Below are 16,304 nucleotides of genomic sequence, written 5' to 3'. Positions count from 1 at the left end.
TTCACAGCTAGATAGATTAATTATGGATTTGTTTTAAAAATGAAAATAACAATTATTGGTACAGGTTACGTCGGCTTGGTGACGGGAGCATGTTTGGCAGAAGTTGGACACGATGTATTTTGTTTAGATGTTGATCAACGCAAAATCGCTATTTTGAATAGCGGGGGGATTCCGATTCACGAGCCAGGTTTAGATGAAGTAGTAGCGCGCAATGTTGCAGCCGGGCGCTTACGTTTTTCGACCGATGTTGAAGCTAGCGTGGCGCATGGCGATGTGCAGTTCATCGCAGTGGGAACACCGCCAGATGAAGATGGTTCTGCGGATCTGCAATACGTGGTCGCTGCGGCGCGCAATATTGGTAAGTACATGACTAGTTTTAAAGTTGTGGTTGATAAGTCGACGGTGCCTGTAGGTACTGCGGATCGGGTATCCGCAGCGATTGCTGAAGAACTCAAGTCACGTCAGTCAGCCTTGGATTTTGCCGTTACTTCCAATCCTGAGTTTTTGAAAGAAGGTGCTGCGGTAGCGGATTTCATGAAACCAGATCGCCTAGTGATTGGGCATGCCAATGACACTCAAGGCTTGCGCGCGCAACAAATCATGCGCGAGGTGTATGCGAGCTTTGAATCTGCAGGGCACAAAATTTATTGGATGGATGTACGTTCTGCAGAGTTTACAAAGTATGCCGCGAATGCGATGTTAGCGACGCGTATTTCGTTTATGAATGAATTGGCGAATTTGGCGGACAAAGTTGGTGTCGATATCGACGCGGTCCGCCAAGGTATAGGATCAGATCCTCGCATCGGTCCAGGATTTTTGATGGCTGGCTGTGGCTACGGTGGCTCTTGTTTTCCTAAAGATGTACAAGCATTAGTAAAGACTTCGCAAGAATATGACTATGAATTAAAAATCTTGCGAGCAGTTGAAGAAGTTAATGAAAATCAAAAGCATGTGTTAGGAAGCAAGATTTTTGCAAAGTATGGCAAGAATTTACAAGGGCTCAAGTTTGCGCTGTGGGGATTAGCATTTAAGCCTGATACCGACGATATGCGTGCAGCATCGTCGCGCGTATTAATTCAAGAATTGTTGCGAGCTGGTGCGCACATCGTTGCGTTTGATCCTGTCGCAACAGAGGAAGCGCAGCGCGTGCTGGCTTTGGATTTTGCTGATGCACCTGTGTTGTTGAATCAGATTCATTTTGCTAGAGATGCACAAACCGCATTGTCAGATGCTGATGCGCTGGTGATTGTGACTGAATGGAAAATTTTCCGCTCTGCAGAATTAGAGACGATCAAATCAACATTGAAGCATCCTGTCATTTTCGATGGACGAAATTTGTTCGACCCACGCACAGTGAAATCATTGGGTATGGAATACTATCCGATAGGTCGTGCTGTATTGAGTCAGTAATCCGTTCTCAACTTATTGAAATCAAATGAAGATGACCACACAGAAGCGTATTTTGGTTGCTGGCGACGTAATGTTAGATCGTTATTGGTTCGGTGAAGTGAATCGAATTTCTCCTGAAGCGCCAGTGCCGATTGTGCGCGTAGAACGCCGTGAAGAGCGCCTAGGCGGTGCGGCGAATGTGGCGCGTAATGCGGTGGCTCTTGGCGTTGAAACCAGCTTGCTAGGGGTGATTGGCGAAGATGAAGCAGGCCAGAGTGTTGAAGCGCTTTTGAGTGAAGTTGGAATTCATAGCTATCTTAATCACGACCCCAGTATCTCAACGATTATTAAGTTACGCGTGATTGGAAGACAGCAACAATTAATTCGCATCGATTTTGAAGAGAAGCCCACTGCGCAAATTTTGCAGGATAAGTTGTCACGATTTAATAGCTTGATCGCAGATCACGATGTGATCGTACTATCTGATTATGCTAAGGGTAGTTTGGTTAACGTGGCGACGATGATCGCGCATGCGAAGCAGTTGGGAAAATATATTTTGGTTGATCCTAAGGGTAGTGATTATTCGATTTATCGTGGCGCTAGTTTGCTAACGCCAAATAAATCAGAATTGCGCCAAATTATCGGCGAATGGAGAGACGAGGCTGACTTAACTTTAAAAGCACAATCGCTGCGTAAAGAGCTCGATATTGCAGCCTTATTGTTGACCAGATCAGAAGAGGGAATGACTTTATTTACCGATGAGGAAATTCTGCATGTGCCTGCGATGGCGCGTGAGGTGTTTGATGTATCTGGCGCTGGAGATACTGTAATCGCAACAGTCGCTGCGATGTTGGCGGAAGAAAAAAGCTTGCACGACGCCGTGCTAATTGCAAATCAAGCTGGTGGTATCGTTGTGGGTAAATTGGGTACAGCAACCGTAACAAGAGAAGAATTATTCCAAAATAAGTAGATTTTTAATAAATTTAATGTATTATGTGTTTGCAATAATAAATTTGCATGTAAAGTTTTTTATTGTTGCTCAATTCAGGTCAATTTATTGAATTATTTTGGGAGCTTACGATGTTAAAAAAGATCATTTTTGCAGTTGCAAGTTTGTGTGTAAGTGTTTGTTTTGCGTTTGCTGATGTGGATGTAAATAAAGCAGATCAAGCTGCACTTGACGGTATTAAAGGCATTGGTCCAGCAAAGTCCAAACTTATTTTAGCTGAGAGAGCGAAGGGTGGAAATTTTAAAGATTGGGCAGATTTTGAGAGTCGCGTTAAAGGTATCGGTGAGAAGAGCGCAATGAAATTGTCAGATGCAGGTTTAACTGTGAACGGACAAGCGCGTGCTGTTGCAAAAAAGGACGAGACCAGCGATAAAGCGGCCAATCAAGCGAAAGCGAAAACGACCAAATAGCATTGATCTAATTGATGTTTGAAATTAAATAAAAACCTTACTTCATCGAAGTAAGGTTTTTTTCAATCTGTTGCCAGTTTTTGTTCCAATTATCTAGCATTTTTTTTTTGCTACTTCGTTTGCTGCTTTGTTTGCTTTAGATCTAGAGAAACAGTTGATTTCTGCAGAAAACGTGTACAAGTATTAGAATATGAATTTGTGTTTCTATTACGCCTTATTACTATGAGTTATATAACCATTGAAGACACCATAGGGAATACTCCCTTGGTTCGTTTGCAGCGTTTGCCTAGCCTTGAAGCGATACGTCGAAATAATATTATTTTAGGCAAGTTGGAGGGCAATAACCCTGCTGGTTCAGTCAAGGATCGTCCCGCCTTGTCGATGATTCGGCGAGCTGAACAACGAGGGCAAATTAAGCCGGGTGACACTTTAATTGAAGCCACAAGTGGAAACACTGGCATTGCCTTGGCAATGGCGGCGGCGATGCGTGGCTATAAGATGGTGTTGCTGATGCCTGAACATTTGAGTATCGAACGTCGTCAAAGCATGGCGGCTTATGGTGCACAAATTGTGTTAACACCACAAGCTGGTGGAATGGAAACAGCGCGTGATTTGGCCGAGAAGATGCAAAAAGAAGGCAAAGGCGTCATTCTGGATCAGTTTGCAAATCCAGATAATCCATTAGCGCACTACGAAAGCACGGGGCCAGAGATTTGGCGAGATACCAATGGACAAGTGACTCATTTTGTTAGCGCAATGGGAACTACTGGCACGATTATGGGCGTCTCTCGTTTCTTAAAAGAGCAAAATCAACAAGTGCAAATTATTGGTGTGCAGCCCGAAGATGGTGCACAAATTCCAGGTATACGAAAATGGCCAGACGCATACCTGCCGCAGATTTATCAACATGAATTAGTTGATTCTGTTGAATCGGTGAGTCAGGCAAGTGCCGAAGCAATGGCGAGAAGATTGGCTGTGGAAGAAGGTATTTTTTGCGGTATTTCTGCTGCGGGAGCTTGTGAAGTTGCCTTAAGAATTGCAGAAACAGTCGAAAATTCGACGATCGTTTTTATTGTGTGTGACCGTGGAGATCGTTATTTATCGACAGGTGTGTTTCCCGCTTAATATTTGGAGCTTTCTTTTCGATTGTTGTTTAATGGCAACGAAAAACAAAAAATCGAAGTCAGTATTTAACTGATCTTCGATTTTTTTAACGAAACCTAGATTTAAATCTAAATTTTAATCTAAGTTTTAGCCGTTATTTGCAGTGTCTTTAGGCTTGAATTGTTTGTCGCTGATGCGGAATTTTGCGCGGCGATCACCCATTAATGCGCGTAAATCTTTGATGCTGACATCGCTGATTTCATGCATACGGATCAATAAAGATGCGCCAACAGGTAAACGACGATGACGGATTTTACTGATAACTGGTGGCGCAACTTCTAAGGCTCTAGAGAGCGCAGCGTCATTTTTCAGATGTAATTGTTTGATCAAAGTATCCAAAAGATTATTTGGATCGTAGTCGATTTCATCTGATTCTAATTGTGTCAAGTTTGGCATCATTACCTCATTGTTGATGATTATTAAGTGTGCAGGAGGGTGCAGTAATCAATTATTTAAACAGTAATACTATATCGTTGAGACAAATTTATCTACTTAATACGAAAAAATTAAGAAAGAAAATTGTTAAATCTATTGACACTTTCCTGTAAACCATCATAAATGTATCATTAGATAACATTACTTTAGACCAAAAAATTCTTATTTGCAATATTTTTTATTGGTGAATTTGAATTTGGCAACGGATTATTTGGTGTTAAGTACGCTTATTCTTTGGTGCGAGCGAGTGCGATGACGTTGCCAAGATCAATGACCGACATTGCGTAAAAATAACTCCGGTTGTATTTAGTGATCGCAAAAAAGTTCTCTGTCGCCAGCCAGTATTCGGTTGGATCATCACCATTTTGTAGATCGATTAAACCGTACTTTAAATTTCGTGGGGCTTTATCATCTGCAGTGCTGACCAGTAATTTTAGATCATCAATGTAAAAACTCGATTTTAGTCCGCGATTTAAGGCATCTTTCAGACTAAGTGAGGCAGGATCTTGATCGAGTAATGTCGCTGGAAAGGCAAATGGCAAGTCTTTTTGCCAGCCGTGTTTGGCTAGATAGTTCGCAACGCTGCCAATGGCATCCGCCTCAGATTCTCTCAAATCGATTTTTCCATCGCTATCAAAATCAAGGGCATGTTGTCGCAAACTACTAGGCATAAATTGAGCGAGTCCAATTGCGCCTGCGTAAGAAGACTTAATCGAGAAAACATCAAGTTTGTTATCTCTGGCAAATAACAATAATTGGCTTAGTTCATTTTTAAAAAATTGACTTCTCGCTTCACGATTTGGCGTTTCCGGGTAAGAAAAAGCGAGTGTCGTCAATGCATCTAGCGCGCGAAAACTCCCGGTATTTTTGCCAAAAATTGTTTCTACGCCGATTAGCCCAACAATAATTCCAGCAGGCACACCAAATAGACGTTCTGCGCGTTGTAATGTCTCTTGATTTCTTTCCCAGAACGTGACGCCCGCGGCGATCCGACCGTTTTCGACAAAGCGCGCTCGATACGCTTTCCAATTTTTTGGTTTGCCTGGCGGTGCTGGTTTGACTAGTTGTACCGCAGATTCAACATAGCGTGCATTATCGAAAATGTGTTGTAGCTGATCGAGCGGAAATTGATGCTGCGCTTGCATTTCGGCGATAAAGCTTTGTACCTCTTGCCACTCTAGATAATGCACATCTGCTGCTTTACTTTGGGTGTTTTTTTGATTCGATTTAGCGGCTACTTTTTTTGTGTTTGCAGCCACAGCGTCATGAGATAACAATAAATTTCCTACAGCGCTGGTACACAAAATCATTGTGGCGCTTACACTAGCATAGAGAATGTGAGAGAGAATTTTCAAAATATAGCGATCTGGTAATGATATAAATGGGTCATGGATGGCAATTAAATGCGCTTGAGTAAGCGTCGCATATCTTGTAACTGCGCGTTCACTTCATCCATATTTTTTTGTTCAACTGAGGCTGATGTTTTACCATATTTTATTGCGATATAGTGACGAATAAATTCGTCTACCAATTGATATTTTTCTGCAGCCATCGTGGCTTGCAGTCGCTCAAGATAGCTTGAAGGTCCTTCATGGATTGTTTTTACGAAGCCTTGCTTGGCAAGTTTTTCACATAGGCGTAAATACAGACGATCGATTGGTGCCCTCTGTATACGTTTGGGAAGTAGCGGGATAGCTAATGAACCGACGATAATTAAACCGATGCCGAATATCCACATTAAGCTCGTACTCCAGTCTAACTGGTTCAATCCAAGTCGATCTAATAGTTTGGTTTGTTGCGTTTGGTTGTAATTAAGAACCCATTGATTCCAAGAATAGTTAAGCGCATTCCATTGCATGCGTAGTTCGCGACTCCAAGCGTTTTCTTTAATTAGGTCGTTAACGATTCCAGCCAACCCCGATTTTTCTTGAGTTGCTTCTAAGTTGCGAAGAATTCGGTTGGGAGCGACGGCTGCGGTTGGATCGACTCTGATCCAACCGCGTTCGCTCAGCCAAACCTCAGCCCAAGCATGTGCATCCGATTGCCGAATTTCATAGAAACCGCCTTGCGTATTGAGTGTTCCACCTTGATAACCGGTAACCACGCGCGCCGGAATGCCCATAGCCCGCATTAGAATGACAAAGGCGCTGGAATAGTGTTCACAAAAACCTGCGCGGGTGTTGAATAAAAAATCATCTGCGCTATGTCGACCCAGCTGAGGTGGTTCTAAGGTGTAGAAGAACCGTTCATTTCTAAAAAAATTTAATACCGCGTTGACTTGTGCCAGCGGCTCTGGATTTTGCCGCCTAATTTCTTGTGCAAAACTACGCGTTTGTGGATTGAAATTATTCGGCAGTCTTAGATTTAATTGTAGTTCTATAGGATTGGGCGACACATTGAATCGATAATCAGGGAACGATGTGACTTGGTAACGGATTCTTTGTGTGACTTTGTCGCGGTGTTGTAGCTCACCATCTGAGTTGAGGCTGGCGAGCGTGCCTTCGACCAAGGGTGGATTGGCAATGCTGTCGACACCGAACAAGAAACTTGTATTGCTGGGTTCGAGTGTAATTTCTTGTGAAATCGCAGGCCCACGTGTTTCTAGCTGACGTGGTGTAATATTTTTTGAGAAGCGATTTTGTGACCAGCGACGTCCGTCAAATTGTGTGAGCACTAAAGCGCGCCAGTACAAAGCTGATTTTTCTGGTGTTTGCTCAAGAAATTTCACACGGAAAACGAGTTCTTCCGACATCGCAAGTTTGCTGATATTCCCAGGCGTCATCGAATCTGATAAGCCCGAGCGCGCGACATCCGCGTCACTGGGTAAGCCCCATAGCGGACCTTGAATTCTGGGGAATAGGAAAAATGCCAGTATCGTTAATGGCATTGCGATAGCAAGCATGCTCAACACAATTCTTGTTTTGGCCCAAAGCTTGATGGTTTTTTTTTCGAACTGAAAGCTGAGTTGCGCCAATAAAAGAACGATGGTGGATACTGCGACTTGAAATGCAGCGACAAGACTCTGAGATTCAAAGAATCGGGTGAGTAGCAGAAAAAAGCTTAAAAACAAAATCACGAACAAATCGCGCTCGGCATGCATTTCTAACATTTTGCAAGCCAGCAGCAAGGCGAGCATGGCGACGCCCGTTTCTCGCCCAAAAAAACTTCGAAACTGCCAAAAAATGCCCGCCATTAAGGCCGCTGCAATTGGTAGTAATACCCACCTTGCGGGTAGTTGATTGCCGCGCAGAGTAAACCATGCGCGCCATAGCATGAGTGCGATTGCACTACAACTTACCCAGATATATAAGCTATCAACATGATTGAGTATCACCAAAAAGCAGGCAAAAACCAATAGCAAAGTATCGCGTTTATCTCGACTAAGTGTTGCAACAGTATTGAAAAGAGAATGCTTAAGCATAGTGCGATTTTTTTACGAAATTTCAAATAATGCTAATGCGGTTAAGCAGGCTTGGCTGTGTATTTCACCCTGAGCAGGCGGCAACTCAAAGCCTTTGAGTTTAAAACCGTAGTCAAGCTGCAGACGTTCCGCTTGCAAAACCCAACTACACATTCTAGACAAGCGATTTTCTACGTCTAGCTGCGGTGAAATTGCGTCGAAATCGATAAAGATTTTTCCACCACTAGACCCAGCAAATTGTTTCGATATCAAACTACCGCCAGCCTCTAGATCGACGCGCGCGATGTGTTTCCAAGAAAGCTGTTTCAGCGGATCACCAGATTGATAGCTGCGCACGCCCGAGAAATCTTCATTGCCTGAATTTGACAGCGCATTTCCTTGTCCCTCGCTACCGAAGGGTAATGGTGGGCTAATCGCTTCAGGTGTTGGGTAAACCAAAATCGAGCTGGCTGGCATCCATGTGCTCCACGCGCGCAACAAGCCAAGTGGGAACCATGTTTGTAACTTAATTCTAGGGCATTGCAGGTAGCCTCGTTGATTGCTCAAAACCTGAAGATAAATCGTTTGTTGAGAATTTCCAGTAATGTCGACGGTTTGTGTCACTGCCGCTTTATCCATCAAACCAACATGCAAGGCGTAGCGCTCAAGGTTCTTGGGGTTATCTATATGGATCGGAAACTCGGCAATGTCACCAGCGAAGACAGGGTTTCCTTGCCCGGCGTTTAAGCGCAAGTAGGCGAGATTTCGGAAAGTGAACAAGGCATTGACCGCAGCTAAGCCAGCCAATAAATAAGTCATGCCCAACCCCAAATTGAGGCTGTAATTGGTTGCGGTTAAAAACAGGATCAGCAATAAACCAATGTAAACCAATCCAGCTTTACTTGGTAAGGTAAATACTCGCCTTTGTTTTAAGACGACTTCTCCGACCTCGGCTGTTTTTTCCAGTAAAACAATCTGCTCAAATTTTGTTTTGAATTGTTGGAAAATGCGCATTGTATTGATGTCGGAAAAAGAAATTTGTTCGATTTAATTATTAAGAAAGCAGTTAGTGCTCGGCCCGCTATTTAAATTAAACGGGAATTTTTTGCATTAATTGCACCAGCAAATCTGCACTAGCATTTGTTTTGTTATTCACCGCTTTGATTGGACGTAGGCGATGTGCAATCACCGGAACCAATACTGCTTGAATGTCTTCGGGCAAAACATGGTCTCGTCCTTCAATTGCTGCCCATGCTTTCGATGCTTGTAATAATGCGATTGCAGCACGTGGGCTCATTCCTTCGGCAAACAGACCTGCTTCACGCGTGCTTTGTGCGATTTTTTGTAAGTAATCGACTAAAGACGACGAAGCATGAATATTTCGGATAGCATGTTGTATCGCTTGTAATTCTTCAGGCTGCATAATCGCAGGTAAATTTTTCAATAGACTGCGTCGATCTTCTCCTAATAATAATGCTCTTTCTGCAGCGGCATCGGGGTAACCTAAAGAAACGCACATCAGGAAACGATCAAGCTGTGATTCTGGTAGCGCAAACGTACCAACTTGGTGGGTTGGGTTCTGCGTTGCGATAACAAAGAAAGGTTGGGGAAGTTGCCGAGTTTGTCCTTCCGCACTGACTTGCTGCTCCTCCATTGCTTCTAAAAGCGCAGATTGGGTTTTTGGTGTAGCGCGATTGATTTCATCGGCTAGTAAAACTTGTGTGAAGATAGGGCCAGGGTGAAAAACAAACTGGCTTTTTTCTCGTTCAAAAATCGAGACGCCAACCACATCCGTTGGTAGTAGATCAGACGTAAATTGTAAACGATTGAATTGAAGGCCTAAGGAAATCGCCAACGCATGTGCTAAGGTTGTTTTGCCGACACCGGGAACATCTTCGATTAATAAATGTCCACCACCTAATAAACATACTAAGGCTTGTTGAATTTGACCTTCTTTACCGATAATGACTTGGTTCAGTTGTTTTGCTACCTCATGGACTTTTGAAAACATGTGCTTTTCCCATAGAATCGTTGCATCAGATATTGCATATTGCTTGAATTGTGCAAGACTAGCACAGAGATGTATTTCCCCAAACCCTAAATCGTGGGGCAAAGTGGATAGTGCTGGAATAGCACCCGCATGTAGTTGGCATAAAAAAGAGAACAACTAAAGAGTAGCTAAAGAGCAGCTAAAGAACAAATCGACAGTGTAGACCGAGGAAAAAAATGGCAAGGCCAGAAAAAATTCGTTTAGGTGAAATTTTATTGCAGCAAAAACTGATGACCGAAGATCAGTTGCAGTTTGCCTTAGCTGAACAAAAACGTACAGGGCGCAAGTTAGGTCGTCTATTTGTTGAAAATCGCTTTGTGACAGAAGATCAGATCTCAGAAGCAATGGCGAAGCAATTAAATATCAGCTTCGTCAACTTAAAGCACTACAACATCAAACCAGATGTAGTTAAGAAACTGCCTGAGTTACAAGCGCGACGATTCAGGGCAATCGTTCTTGAACAACGTGATAACGGCTATCTCGTTGCGATGGTAGATCCTACGGACTTATTTGCTTACGATGAAATTAGCCGTATTTTAAAAAGCAATATCTATCTCGCTGTAGTCAATGAAAATGATCTACTGGCAGCGATTGATAATCTATATAGACACACCGAGGCGATTACCGATTTAGCGCGTGAACTTGAACAAGAGTTAGGCGATGCGAATGTTGATTTCGGTAGCATGGGCGCGACGGCCAGCTCCGAAGATGCACCAGTGGTAAAGCTGTTGCAATCGGTATTTGATGATGCGACCCAAGTTCGTGCCTCAGATATTCATATCGAACCGCAAGAAAAACGTCTACAAATTCGTTTTCGTATTGACGGTTCTTTACATCTGCAAACAGAAGCGGATATGAAAATTGCAGGTGCCTTGGCATTGCGCTTGAAACTCATTTCAGAATTAGATATTTCAGAGAAGCGCTTGCCACAAGACGGCAGATTCATCATCAAAGTGCGGCAGCAGCAGATCGACGTTCGTATTTCAACCATGCCGACGCAATATGGTGAATCGATCGTGATGCGTTTGCTCAATCAAAGTGGCGGTATTTTAAATTTAGACCGCATTGGTATGCCTGCGGATATGCTTGAGCGATTCCGTTCGATTATCCAAAGGCCGAATGGTTTGGTGTTAGTGACAGGGCCAACTGGTAGCGGTAAAACAACCACTTTGTATGGTGCATTAGCGGAGTTAAATCGTGAAGACCGCAAGCTGATTACAGTAGAAGATCCGGTCGAGTATCGCTTGCCTGGGATTAATCAAGTTCAGGTCAACGAGAAAATCGATCTAAGCTTTGCCAAAGTATTGCGCGCCTCGTTGCGTCAAGATCCTGATATTTTATTATTAGGTGAGATGCGCGATCAGGAAACCGCACAAATTGGTATGCGTGCGGCGATGACAGGCCATTTGGTGCTATCTACCTTGCATACCAATGATGCGATTAGTACGCCAATACGCTTATTAGATATGGGCGTACCGCGCTATATGATGGGGAGCTCTTTGCAAGCGGTGCTAGCGCAACGCTTGGTCAGAGTGATTTGTGAGAGTTGTCGTGTTCCACATCAATTATCCCCCGCAGAACAAGAGTGGATGAGTGTGGATTTGCTCGATGAAGCATTGAGTCAGGCACATTTTCATACTGGTCGTGGTTGTGGGCATTGTAATGGCACCGGATATCGCGGGCGTATGGGGGTGTATGAATTGTTAGAAATGACGAAGGCGGTAGTCGATGCTGCCCATAGCGAAGACAATGCGTATTTTATGGAAGTGGCGAAGCGTCAAATGAACGGCCGAACCTTGCGTAAGAATGCGATCGATTTGGTGCTCAGTGGTGTGACTACGGTAAGTGAAGCGATGCGTATTAGTAATCAAATTGAAGAATAGGCCAAGGCATGCCATTTTTTGCTTATAAAGCGCGAAATTCGCGTGGCGAATTAATTGAAGGCGTCATGGAAAGCGCGGACGCGGATGGCGTTGCGAAACAGCTATTCGGCATGGGCATATCGCCTACGCAAATTGAATTGACATCGAATACCTCTGGTAACAAAGAACTCAATTGGTGGCAGAGTTTTTGGGAGAAAAAAGTTCAGGCTTTAGACGTGCAACTCTTTAGTCGTCAACTGCATACTTTAATTCGCGCTGGTGTGCCGATTATGCGCGGATTAGCTGGGTTGCAAGAATCTGCGGTAAGTCGGGCTTTTCGTAGTGTGATTCAGGATCTGCGTGAGTCTTTAGATACCGGTCGCGAATTGTCCGCAGCAATGCGTAGACATCCGAAAGTGTTCTCCATGTTCTTTATTAGCATGGTCCGCGTTGGGGAAATGACGGGGCGTTTAGATACGATTTTTTTGCGCTTATCTGAGCACATGGAATTTGAACGAGAGATGCGCAATCGGGTTAAAACTGCATTGCGTTATCCGATGTTTGTGATGATCGTGATGTTAGTTGCGATCATTATCGTAAATATTTTTGTGATTCCTGCGTTTGCCAAAGTGTTTGCTGGCTTTAATGCTGAGTTGCCTCTGATGACGCGCTTTTTGCTGAATATGTCTGAGTTTTTTGTTGATTACTGGATTTTGCTATTTGGATTCAGTCTCGGTGCAGCAATCCTGTTCAAAAATTTTATTTCTACAGTTGCTGGTCGGTTTTGGTGGGATCGACAAATATTACAGTTCCCGATATTTGGACGCATCGTATTAAAAGCGACGCTAGCACGATTCGCTCGTAGTTTTGCTTTATCAAGCAAGAGCGGCGTTCCCATCGTGCAAGCATTAACTGTCGTATCGAGTACCGTTGATAATACTTATATCGCAAGTCACGTCGATCAAATGCGAGAAGGTGTAGAGCGCGGCGATAGTATTTTAAGAACGGCTTCGGCAAGTGGCGTATTTACACCAGTCGTGTTGCAAATGATCGCGGTCGGCGAAGAAACAGGTGCCTTAGATGAGTTGATGGACGAAATCGCGCTGATGTATGAAGGTGAAGTTGAGTATGAACTCAAGAATTTATCTGCAAACATAGAACCGATTTTGATTGTTTCTTTGGGCGTGATGGTGTTGATACTGGCACTGGGCATCTTCTTACCGATTTGGGATCTTGGTCGTGTCGCGCTGCAGAAATAGTGATGCAATAATATTGACTCTGGTATTTGTCACGTGCCTTTGCGATTTATCGTAGAGGATTTATCAAAAAGTTTGTTATGATGTAAGAGCACAAGTCAAACAGTGAAACTTTATCAAAGTGGTATTGTGGATTTTGTGGATGAATCGAAAAAATGACAAGAAGTATTTGAATAGATAGATTGAAATAACTGATTGGAAAAAGCAATGAAAAAGACGCAAACTGGTTTTACTTTAATTGAATTGATCGTCGTGATTACGATTTTGGCATTGCTCTCTGCCTATGCATTGCCACGATTTGCCGCTTTACAAACAGAAGCGCGTATCGCCAAGATGAATGGTGCATTGGCCTCACTAAAATCAGGTGCTGCTTTGGCGCGTTCGATACAATTGACGCAGCAACTCGCACCTAATACTTCTGTCGTGATGGAAGGCGCAACGATTCCGATGGCGAACGGATACCCAACAACAGCCTTAACTGGTATTCCAGTTGCAGCAGGTTTATCCACACCTGACTTCGTATTGACGGTGACCTCTGCAACGGTGTTTCGTGTCTCAGCAGATGCCAATCATCCTAACTGTGCTGTGACTTACACGGTTCCAGCCGCTGCGGGTTCGCCACCGACTTACAATGCCACGGGATTGACGGCAGCAAACTGCGCGTAATCATACTGCTATAGATTTTCTAGTCTGTTTTGAATCTAAATTGAAATCAAATTAATTTTTAATGTGTAGAAATCTAGTCCATGATTTCTACACGGAGAATTCAAAACAGACTTTCTTCCGCATTCGGTGTCATTTATTTTTCTGCTTAAATTGATTGCCTTCTTATGCGAAATTTTTTGCCCACTATTACAGACACATTTACAAGCACATGCAGAACCAGATTCAATCACGGTTTTACGATGGTTGAGTTGATTTTAGTGCTGGTTGTATTTGGTATTCTCTCCGCGATTGCACTTCCTCGATTCTCAGATCGAGTTGATTTTGATGCTCGCGGTTTTTTTGATCAAACCCAAAACATGATTCGTTTCGCGCAAAAGACGGCGATTGCTCAGCGTCGTCCAGTTTGGGTGCAAATCGGACAAGCAGATGGCGTAATTTGCCTAACGTATGTGCAAGTGAATACGAATTGTCAGAACGACGCCGGTGCTCCTGTGATGAGTCCTGGTGAGCAAAATTGGTTTCGCAGAACCGCTCCCGCCGATGTAAGTTTTGGCGCAGGTGCCGTATTTTCATTTAACGCCTTGGGCCAACCCAATCCAAATACTGTGCAAACTGTGAGCTTATTTCAGAATGCAACGCTAGCTGTCGGCACAATTCGTGTAGAAGCTGAGACCGGCTATGTACACTAAAGCTCAGATCACTAGAACAAGGCTAATCAACGCCCGACAAGTTGGCGTCACGCTTGTGGAATTAATCTTATTCATTTTAATTGTCAGTGTTGCCGTAATTGGGGTGACGCGAATTATGAACTTAACTAGCGTGGCGAGCACCGATCCTCTGCGTGAAAAGCAAGCTCTGGCGATTGCCGAATCATTATTGGAAGAAGTACAGTTACAGGCATTTACTTATTGCGACCCAGATGACGCTAACGCAATGACTGCGAATAATCCAGCTGGTTGTGCGACCAGCGTACAGGGATTGGGGCCAACTGCGGGCGAGACACGATATGGTTCGCCGCGCTTTGATAATGTTGGCGATTATCATAATTTCGAGATGACACCCGCTGATCCGATTAAAGATATTCAAGGGCAAGTGATTGTGGGATTAGGAAGCTACAGCGCAAGCGTGCAAGAAACTGAAGACTTAGGCGGTGATCGTATCCGTATTGATGTTACTGTTAGTGTTGATAATTTAAGCGTTAGTTTGACTGGTTATCGTTACCGTTACGCGCCTAGAGCGACGCCTTGATATGCAAATTTCTGTTTCTACTTATCAGCGTGGTTTTACCTTGGTTGAAGCGATCATTGTGATCGTGATTACTGGGATTTTGGCGGTTGTTGCCGCGAGTTTTATTAGCCGACCAATTGAGCAATATCGCGATTTGAGTCGACGTGCAGAACTCACAGAAAGTGCGAATTCCGCAATTCGGCGCATGTCACGCGATTTGCATTTGGCATTGCCAAATAGTGTGCGTCAAGCTGATACGACTTGCGTTGAATTTTTGATTACCAAAGATGGTGGTCGTTATCGTGCTGCTGAACCCGGCAATGTCATGCAGTTTGAGAGTACCTCTGGTACACAGTTTGATGTGATTGGTCCACTGAATAGTGCGCCACAAGCAGGTGATTTTATTGTGGTGTACAACTTAGGCATACCCGGTGCCGATGCTTATCAGGCAAGTTATCGCGGAATTGTAGGTGCCGGTTCCACAAATGCCACGATCAATTTAAGTACAGCTATCCAAAATCCAATTGAGTCGCCGGCTAAACGATTTTTCGTGTTACCAGGGGCGAGTCCGGCGGTCAGCTTTGTTTGTCAAGGTGCAGGAACCGATGCAGGTGGTAATGGAACTGGACGTCTGTATCGTGTGTCAAACTATGCGATTGTGTCAGCATTAGGCACCTGTCCCGTACTTCCTGCAAATGCGACTCAACCATTGTTGGCGGAACATGTGTCAAGCTGTAGCTTTAATTATGCCAGTGGCGTTACTGAGCGTAGCGCCGTGTTATCGATTAGTTTGGGATTATTGCGCGCAGGTGAATCGGTTAACTTATATCAGGATGTGAACATTAGCAATGTGCCATAAGGTGTTAAATCAATTGAAAAGCCGGTCACCAGCTAAGTTGCCGCGTAAATTGGCAGCTCGCGGTTTTTCATTGATATCGGCTATTTTTTTGCTAGTGATTTTGGCCGCATTAGGGATCTTTATGCTGTCGATTTATACCTCGCAACGCACGATTTCCAATCAAGATGTGCGAGGTGTGTTGGCTTATCAAGCAGCAAAGGCGGGAATTGAAGCGGCTACCTATGCAATATTAGCACCAGAGAATGCCGCAGTTGTGAATACCATTTTTAACGGCTGTACTGCGGGCATGGCCGCACCAACTTTGGACGGCGCATTGACCGGATTTAATGTGACGATTGATTGTCAACTTACGACGACCACAGAGGCTGAAAATACGATACGTGTTTACCAAATTACTTCGACAGGGCGTTCAGGCAATGCTCCTTCAAGTGATTTTGTTGAGCGGCAAATTTCTGCAAGTATTAGTACTTGCAGAATTGGTGTTACGGGCCTTGCAACAGATCTACCGTGTTAATGATATTTTCTTGTTAAATTTAATTGAATTTGTTTGAGTAAGTGTGATTTTATTAGGCTTAAA

16 protein-coding genes are annotated in these 16,304 nt (G+C 43.8%); 11 read left to right on the top strand and 5 right to left on the bottom strand.

What is annotated here, in order from left to right; genetic code table 11:
- Positions 1-39: 39 nt before the first annotated feature.
- From IE103_RS03305 to cysM, 4 genes are all read left to right on the top strand, one after another.
- Complete coding sequence (locus tag IE103_RS03305; RefSeq protein ID WP_189344556.1) at positions 40-1,410, top strand: UDP-glucose dehydrogenase family protein; 1,371 nt, start codon at positions 40-42, stop codon at positions 1,408-1,410.
- Positions 1,411-1,441: 31 nt separating this feature from the next.
- The gene (gene rfaE1, locus IE103_RS03300) at positions 1,442-2,359 is read left to right on the top strand and encodes a D-glycero-beta-D-manno-heptose-7-phosphate kinase (RefSeq protein ID WP_229827043.1); all 918 of its coding nucleotides are present in this window, start codon (positions 1,442-1,444) and stop codon (positions 2,357-2,359) included.
- Between the two features lie 110 nt (positions 2,360-2,469).
- Positions 2,470-2,808 (top strand): ComEA family DNA-binding protein, encoded by a 339-nt coding sequence (locus IE103_RS03295; RefSeq protein WP_189344554.1) that lies wholly within the window; start codon positions 2,470-2,472, stop codon positions 2,806-2,808.
- A gap of 222 nt (positions 2,809-3,030) precedes the next feature.
- Positions 3,031-3,933 carry a cysteine synthase CysM gene (cysM, locus tag IE103_RS03290; RefSeq protein ID WP_189344553.1) on the top strand — a complete coding sequence of 301 codons (903 nt, stop codon included), beginning with the start codon at positions 3,031-3,033 and terminating at the stop codon, positions 3,931-3,933.
- A gap of 126 nt (positions 3,934-4,059) precedes the next feature.
- Here the strand turns inward: cysM and IE103_RS03285 are convergent, their stop codons facing one another.
- The 5 genes from IE103_RS03285 to IE103_RS03265 all read right to left on the bottom strand — a co-directional run bounded on the left by IE103_RS03285 (position 4,060) and on the right by IE103_RS03265 (position 9,818).
- Positions 4,060-4,359 (bottom strand): hypothetical protein, encoded by a 300-nt coding sequence (locus IE103_RS03285; RefSeq protein WP_229827041.1) that lies wholly within the window; start codon positions 4,357-4,359, stop codon positions 4,060-4,062.
- A gap of 275 nt (positions 4,360-4,634) precedes the next feature.
- Complete coding sequence (mltB, locus tag IE103_RS03280; RefSeq protein ID WP_229827039.1) at positions 4,635-5,684, bottom strand: lytic murein transglycosylase B; 1,050 nt, start codon at positions 5,682-5,684, stop codon at positions 4,635-4,637.
- Between the two features lie 122 nt (positions 5,685-5,806).
- The gene (locus tag IE103_RS03275) at positions 5,807-7,828 is read right to left on the bottom strand and encodes a transglutaminase TgpA family protein (protein WP_189344550.1); all 2,022 of its coding nucleotides are present in this window, start codon (positions 7,826-7,828) and stop codon (positions 5,807-5,809) included.
- Positions 7,829-7,840: 12 nt separating this feature from the next.
- A complete protein-coding gene (locus IE103_RS03270; RefSeq protein WP_189344549.1) occupies positions 7,841-8,821 on the bottom strand; it encodes a DUF58 domain-containing protein in 981 nt (326 codons plus the stop codon).
- Between the two features lie 76 nt (positions 8,822-8,897).
- Positions 8,898-9,818, bottom strand: a complete 921-nt coding sequence (locus IE103_RS03265; protein ID WP_189344548.1) for an AAA family ATPase — start codon at positions 9,816-9,818, stop codon at positions 8,898-8,900.
- Positions 9,819-10,033: 215 nt separating this feature from the next.
- Here IE103_RS03265 and IE103_RS03260 point away from each other — a divergent pair, with 215 nt between their 5' ends.
- From IE103_RS03260 to IE103_RS03230, 7 genes are all read left to right on the top strand, one after another.
- Positions 10,034-11,740, top strand: a complete 1,707-nt coding sequence (locus IE103_RS03260) for a GspE/PulE family protein (RefSeq protein WP_189344547.1) — start codon at positions 10,034-10,036, stop codon at positions 11,738-11,740.
- 8 nt (positions 11,741-11,748) lie between these two features.
- Positions 11,749-12,978, top strand: a complete 1,230-nt coding sequence (locus tag IE103_RS03255) for a type II secretion system F family protein (protein ID WP_189344546.1) — start codon at positions 11,749-11,751, stop codon at positions 12,976-12,978.
- Between the two features lie 204 nt (positions 12,979-13,182).
- Entirely contained in the window at positions 13,183-13,641 is a 459-nt protein-coding gene (locus IE103_RS18570) for a pilin (RefSeq protein ID WP_189344545.1), read from the top strand.
- A 164-nt stretch (positions 13,642-13,805) separates the two neighbouring features.
- Positions 13,806-14,330, top strand: coding sequence for a pilus assembly FimT family protein (locus tag IE103_RS03245; RefSeq protein WP_373295222.1), 525 nt, complete (start codon positions 13,806-13,808; stop codon positions 14,328-14,330).
- Positions 14,331-14,445: 115 nt separating this feature from the next.
- The gene (locus IE103_RS03240) at positions 14,446-14,889 is read left to right on the top strand and encodes a type II secretion system protein (protein ID WP_229827037.1); all 444 of its coding nucleotides are present in this window, start codon (positions 14,446-14,448) and stop codon (positions 14,887-14,889) included.
- Between the two features lies 1 nt (position 14,890).
- Entirely contained in the window at positions 14,891-15,727 is an 837-nt protein-coding gene (locus tag IE103_RS03235) for a PulJ/GspJ family protein (RefSeq protein WP_189344543.1), read from the top strand.
- Positions 15,728-15,740: 13 nt separating this feature from the next.
- Positions 15,741-16,241 (top strand): pilus assembly PilX family protein, encoded by a 501-nt coding sequence (locus tag IE103_RS03230; protein ID WP_189344542.1) that lies wholly within the window; start codon positions 15,741-15,743, stop codon positions 16,239-16,241.
- The last annotated feature ends 63 nt before the right edge of the window (positions 16,242-16,304 follow it).

The organism is Affinundibacterium macrobrachii (genome assembly GCF_014652415.1).
GTDB lineage: Bacteria > Pseudomonadota > Gammaproteobacteria > Burkholderiales > Burkholderiaceae_D > Undibacterium > Undibacterium macrobrachii.
Note: the sequence above shows the minus strand (reverse complement) of the source record. Positions and strands in the feature narration are given on the sequence as shown.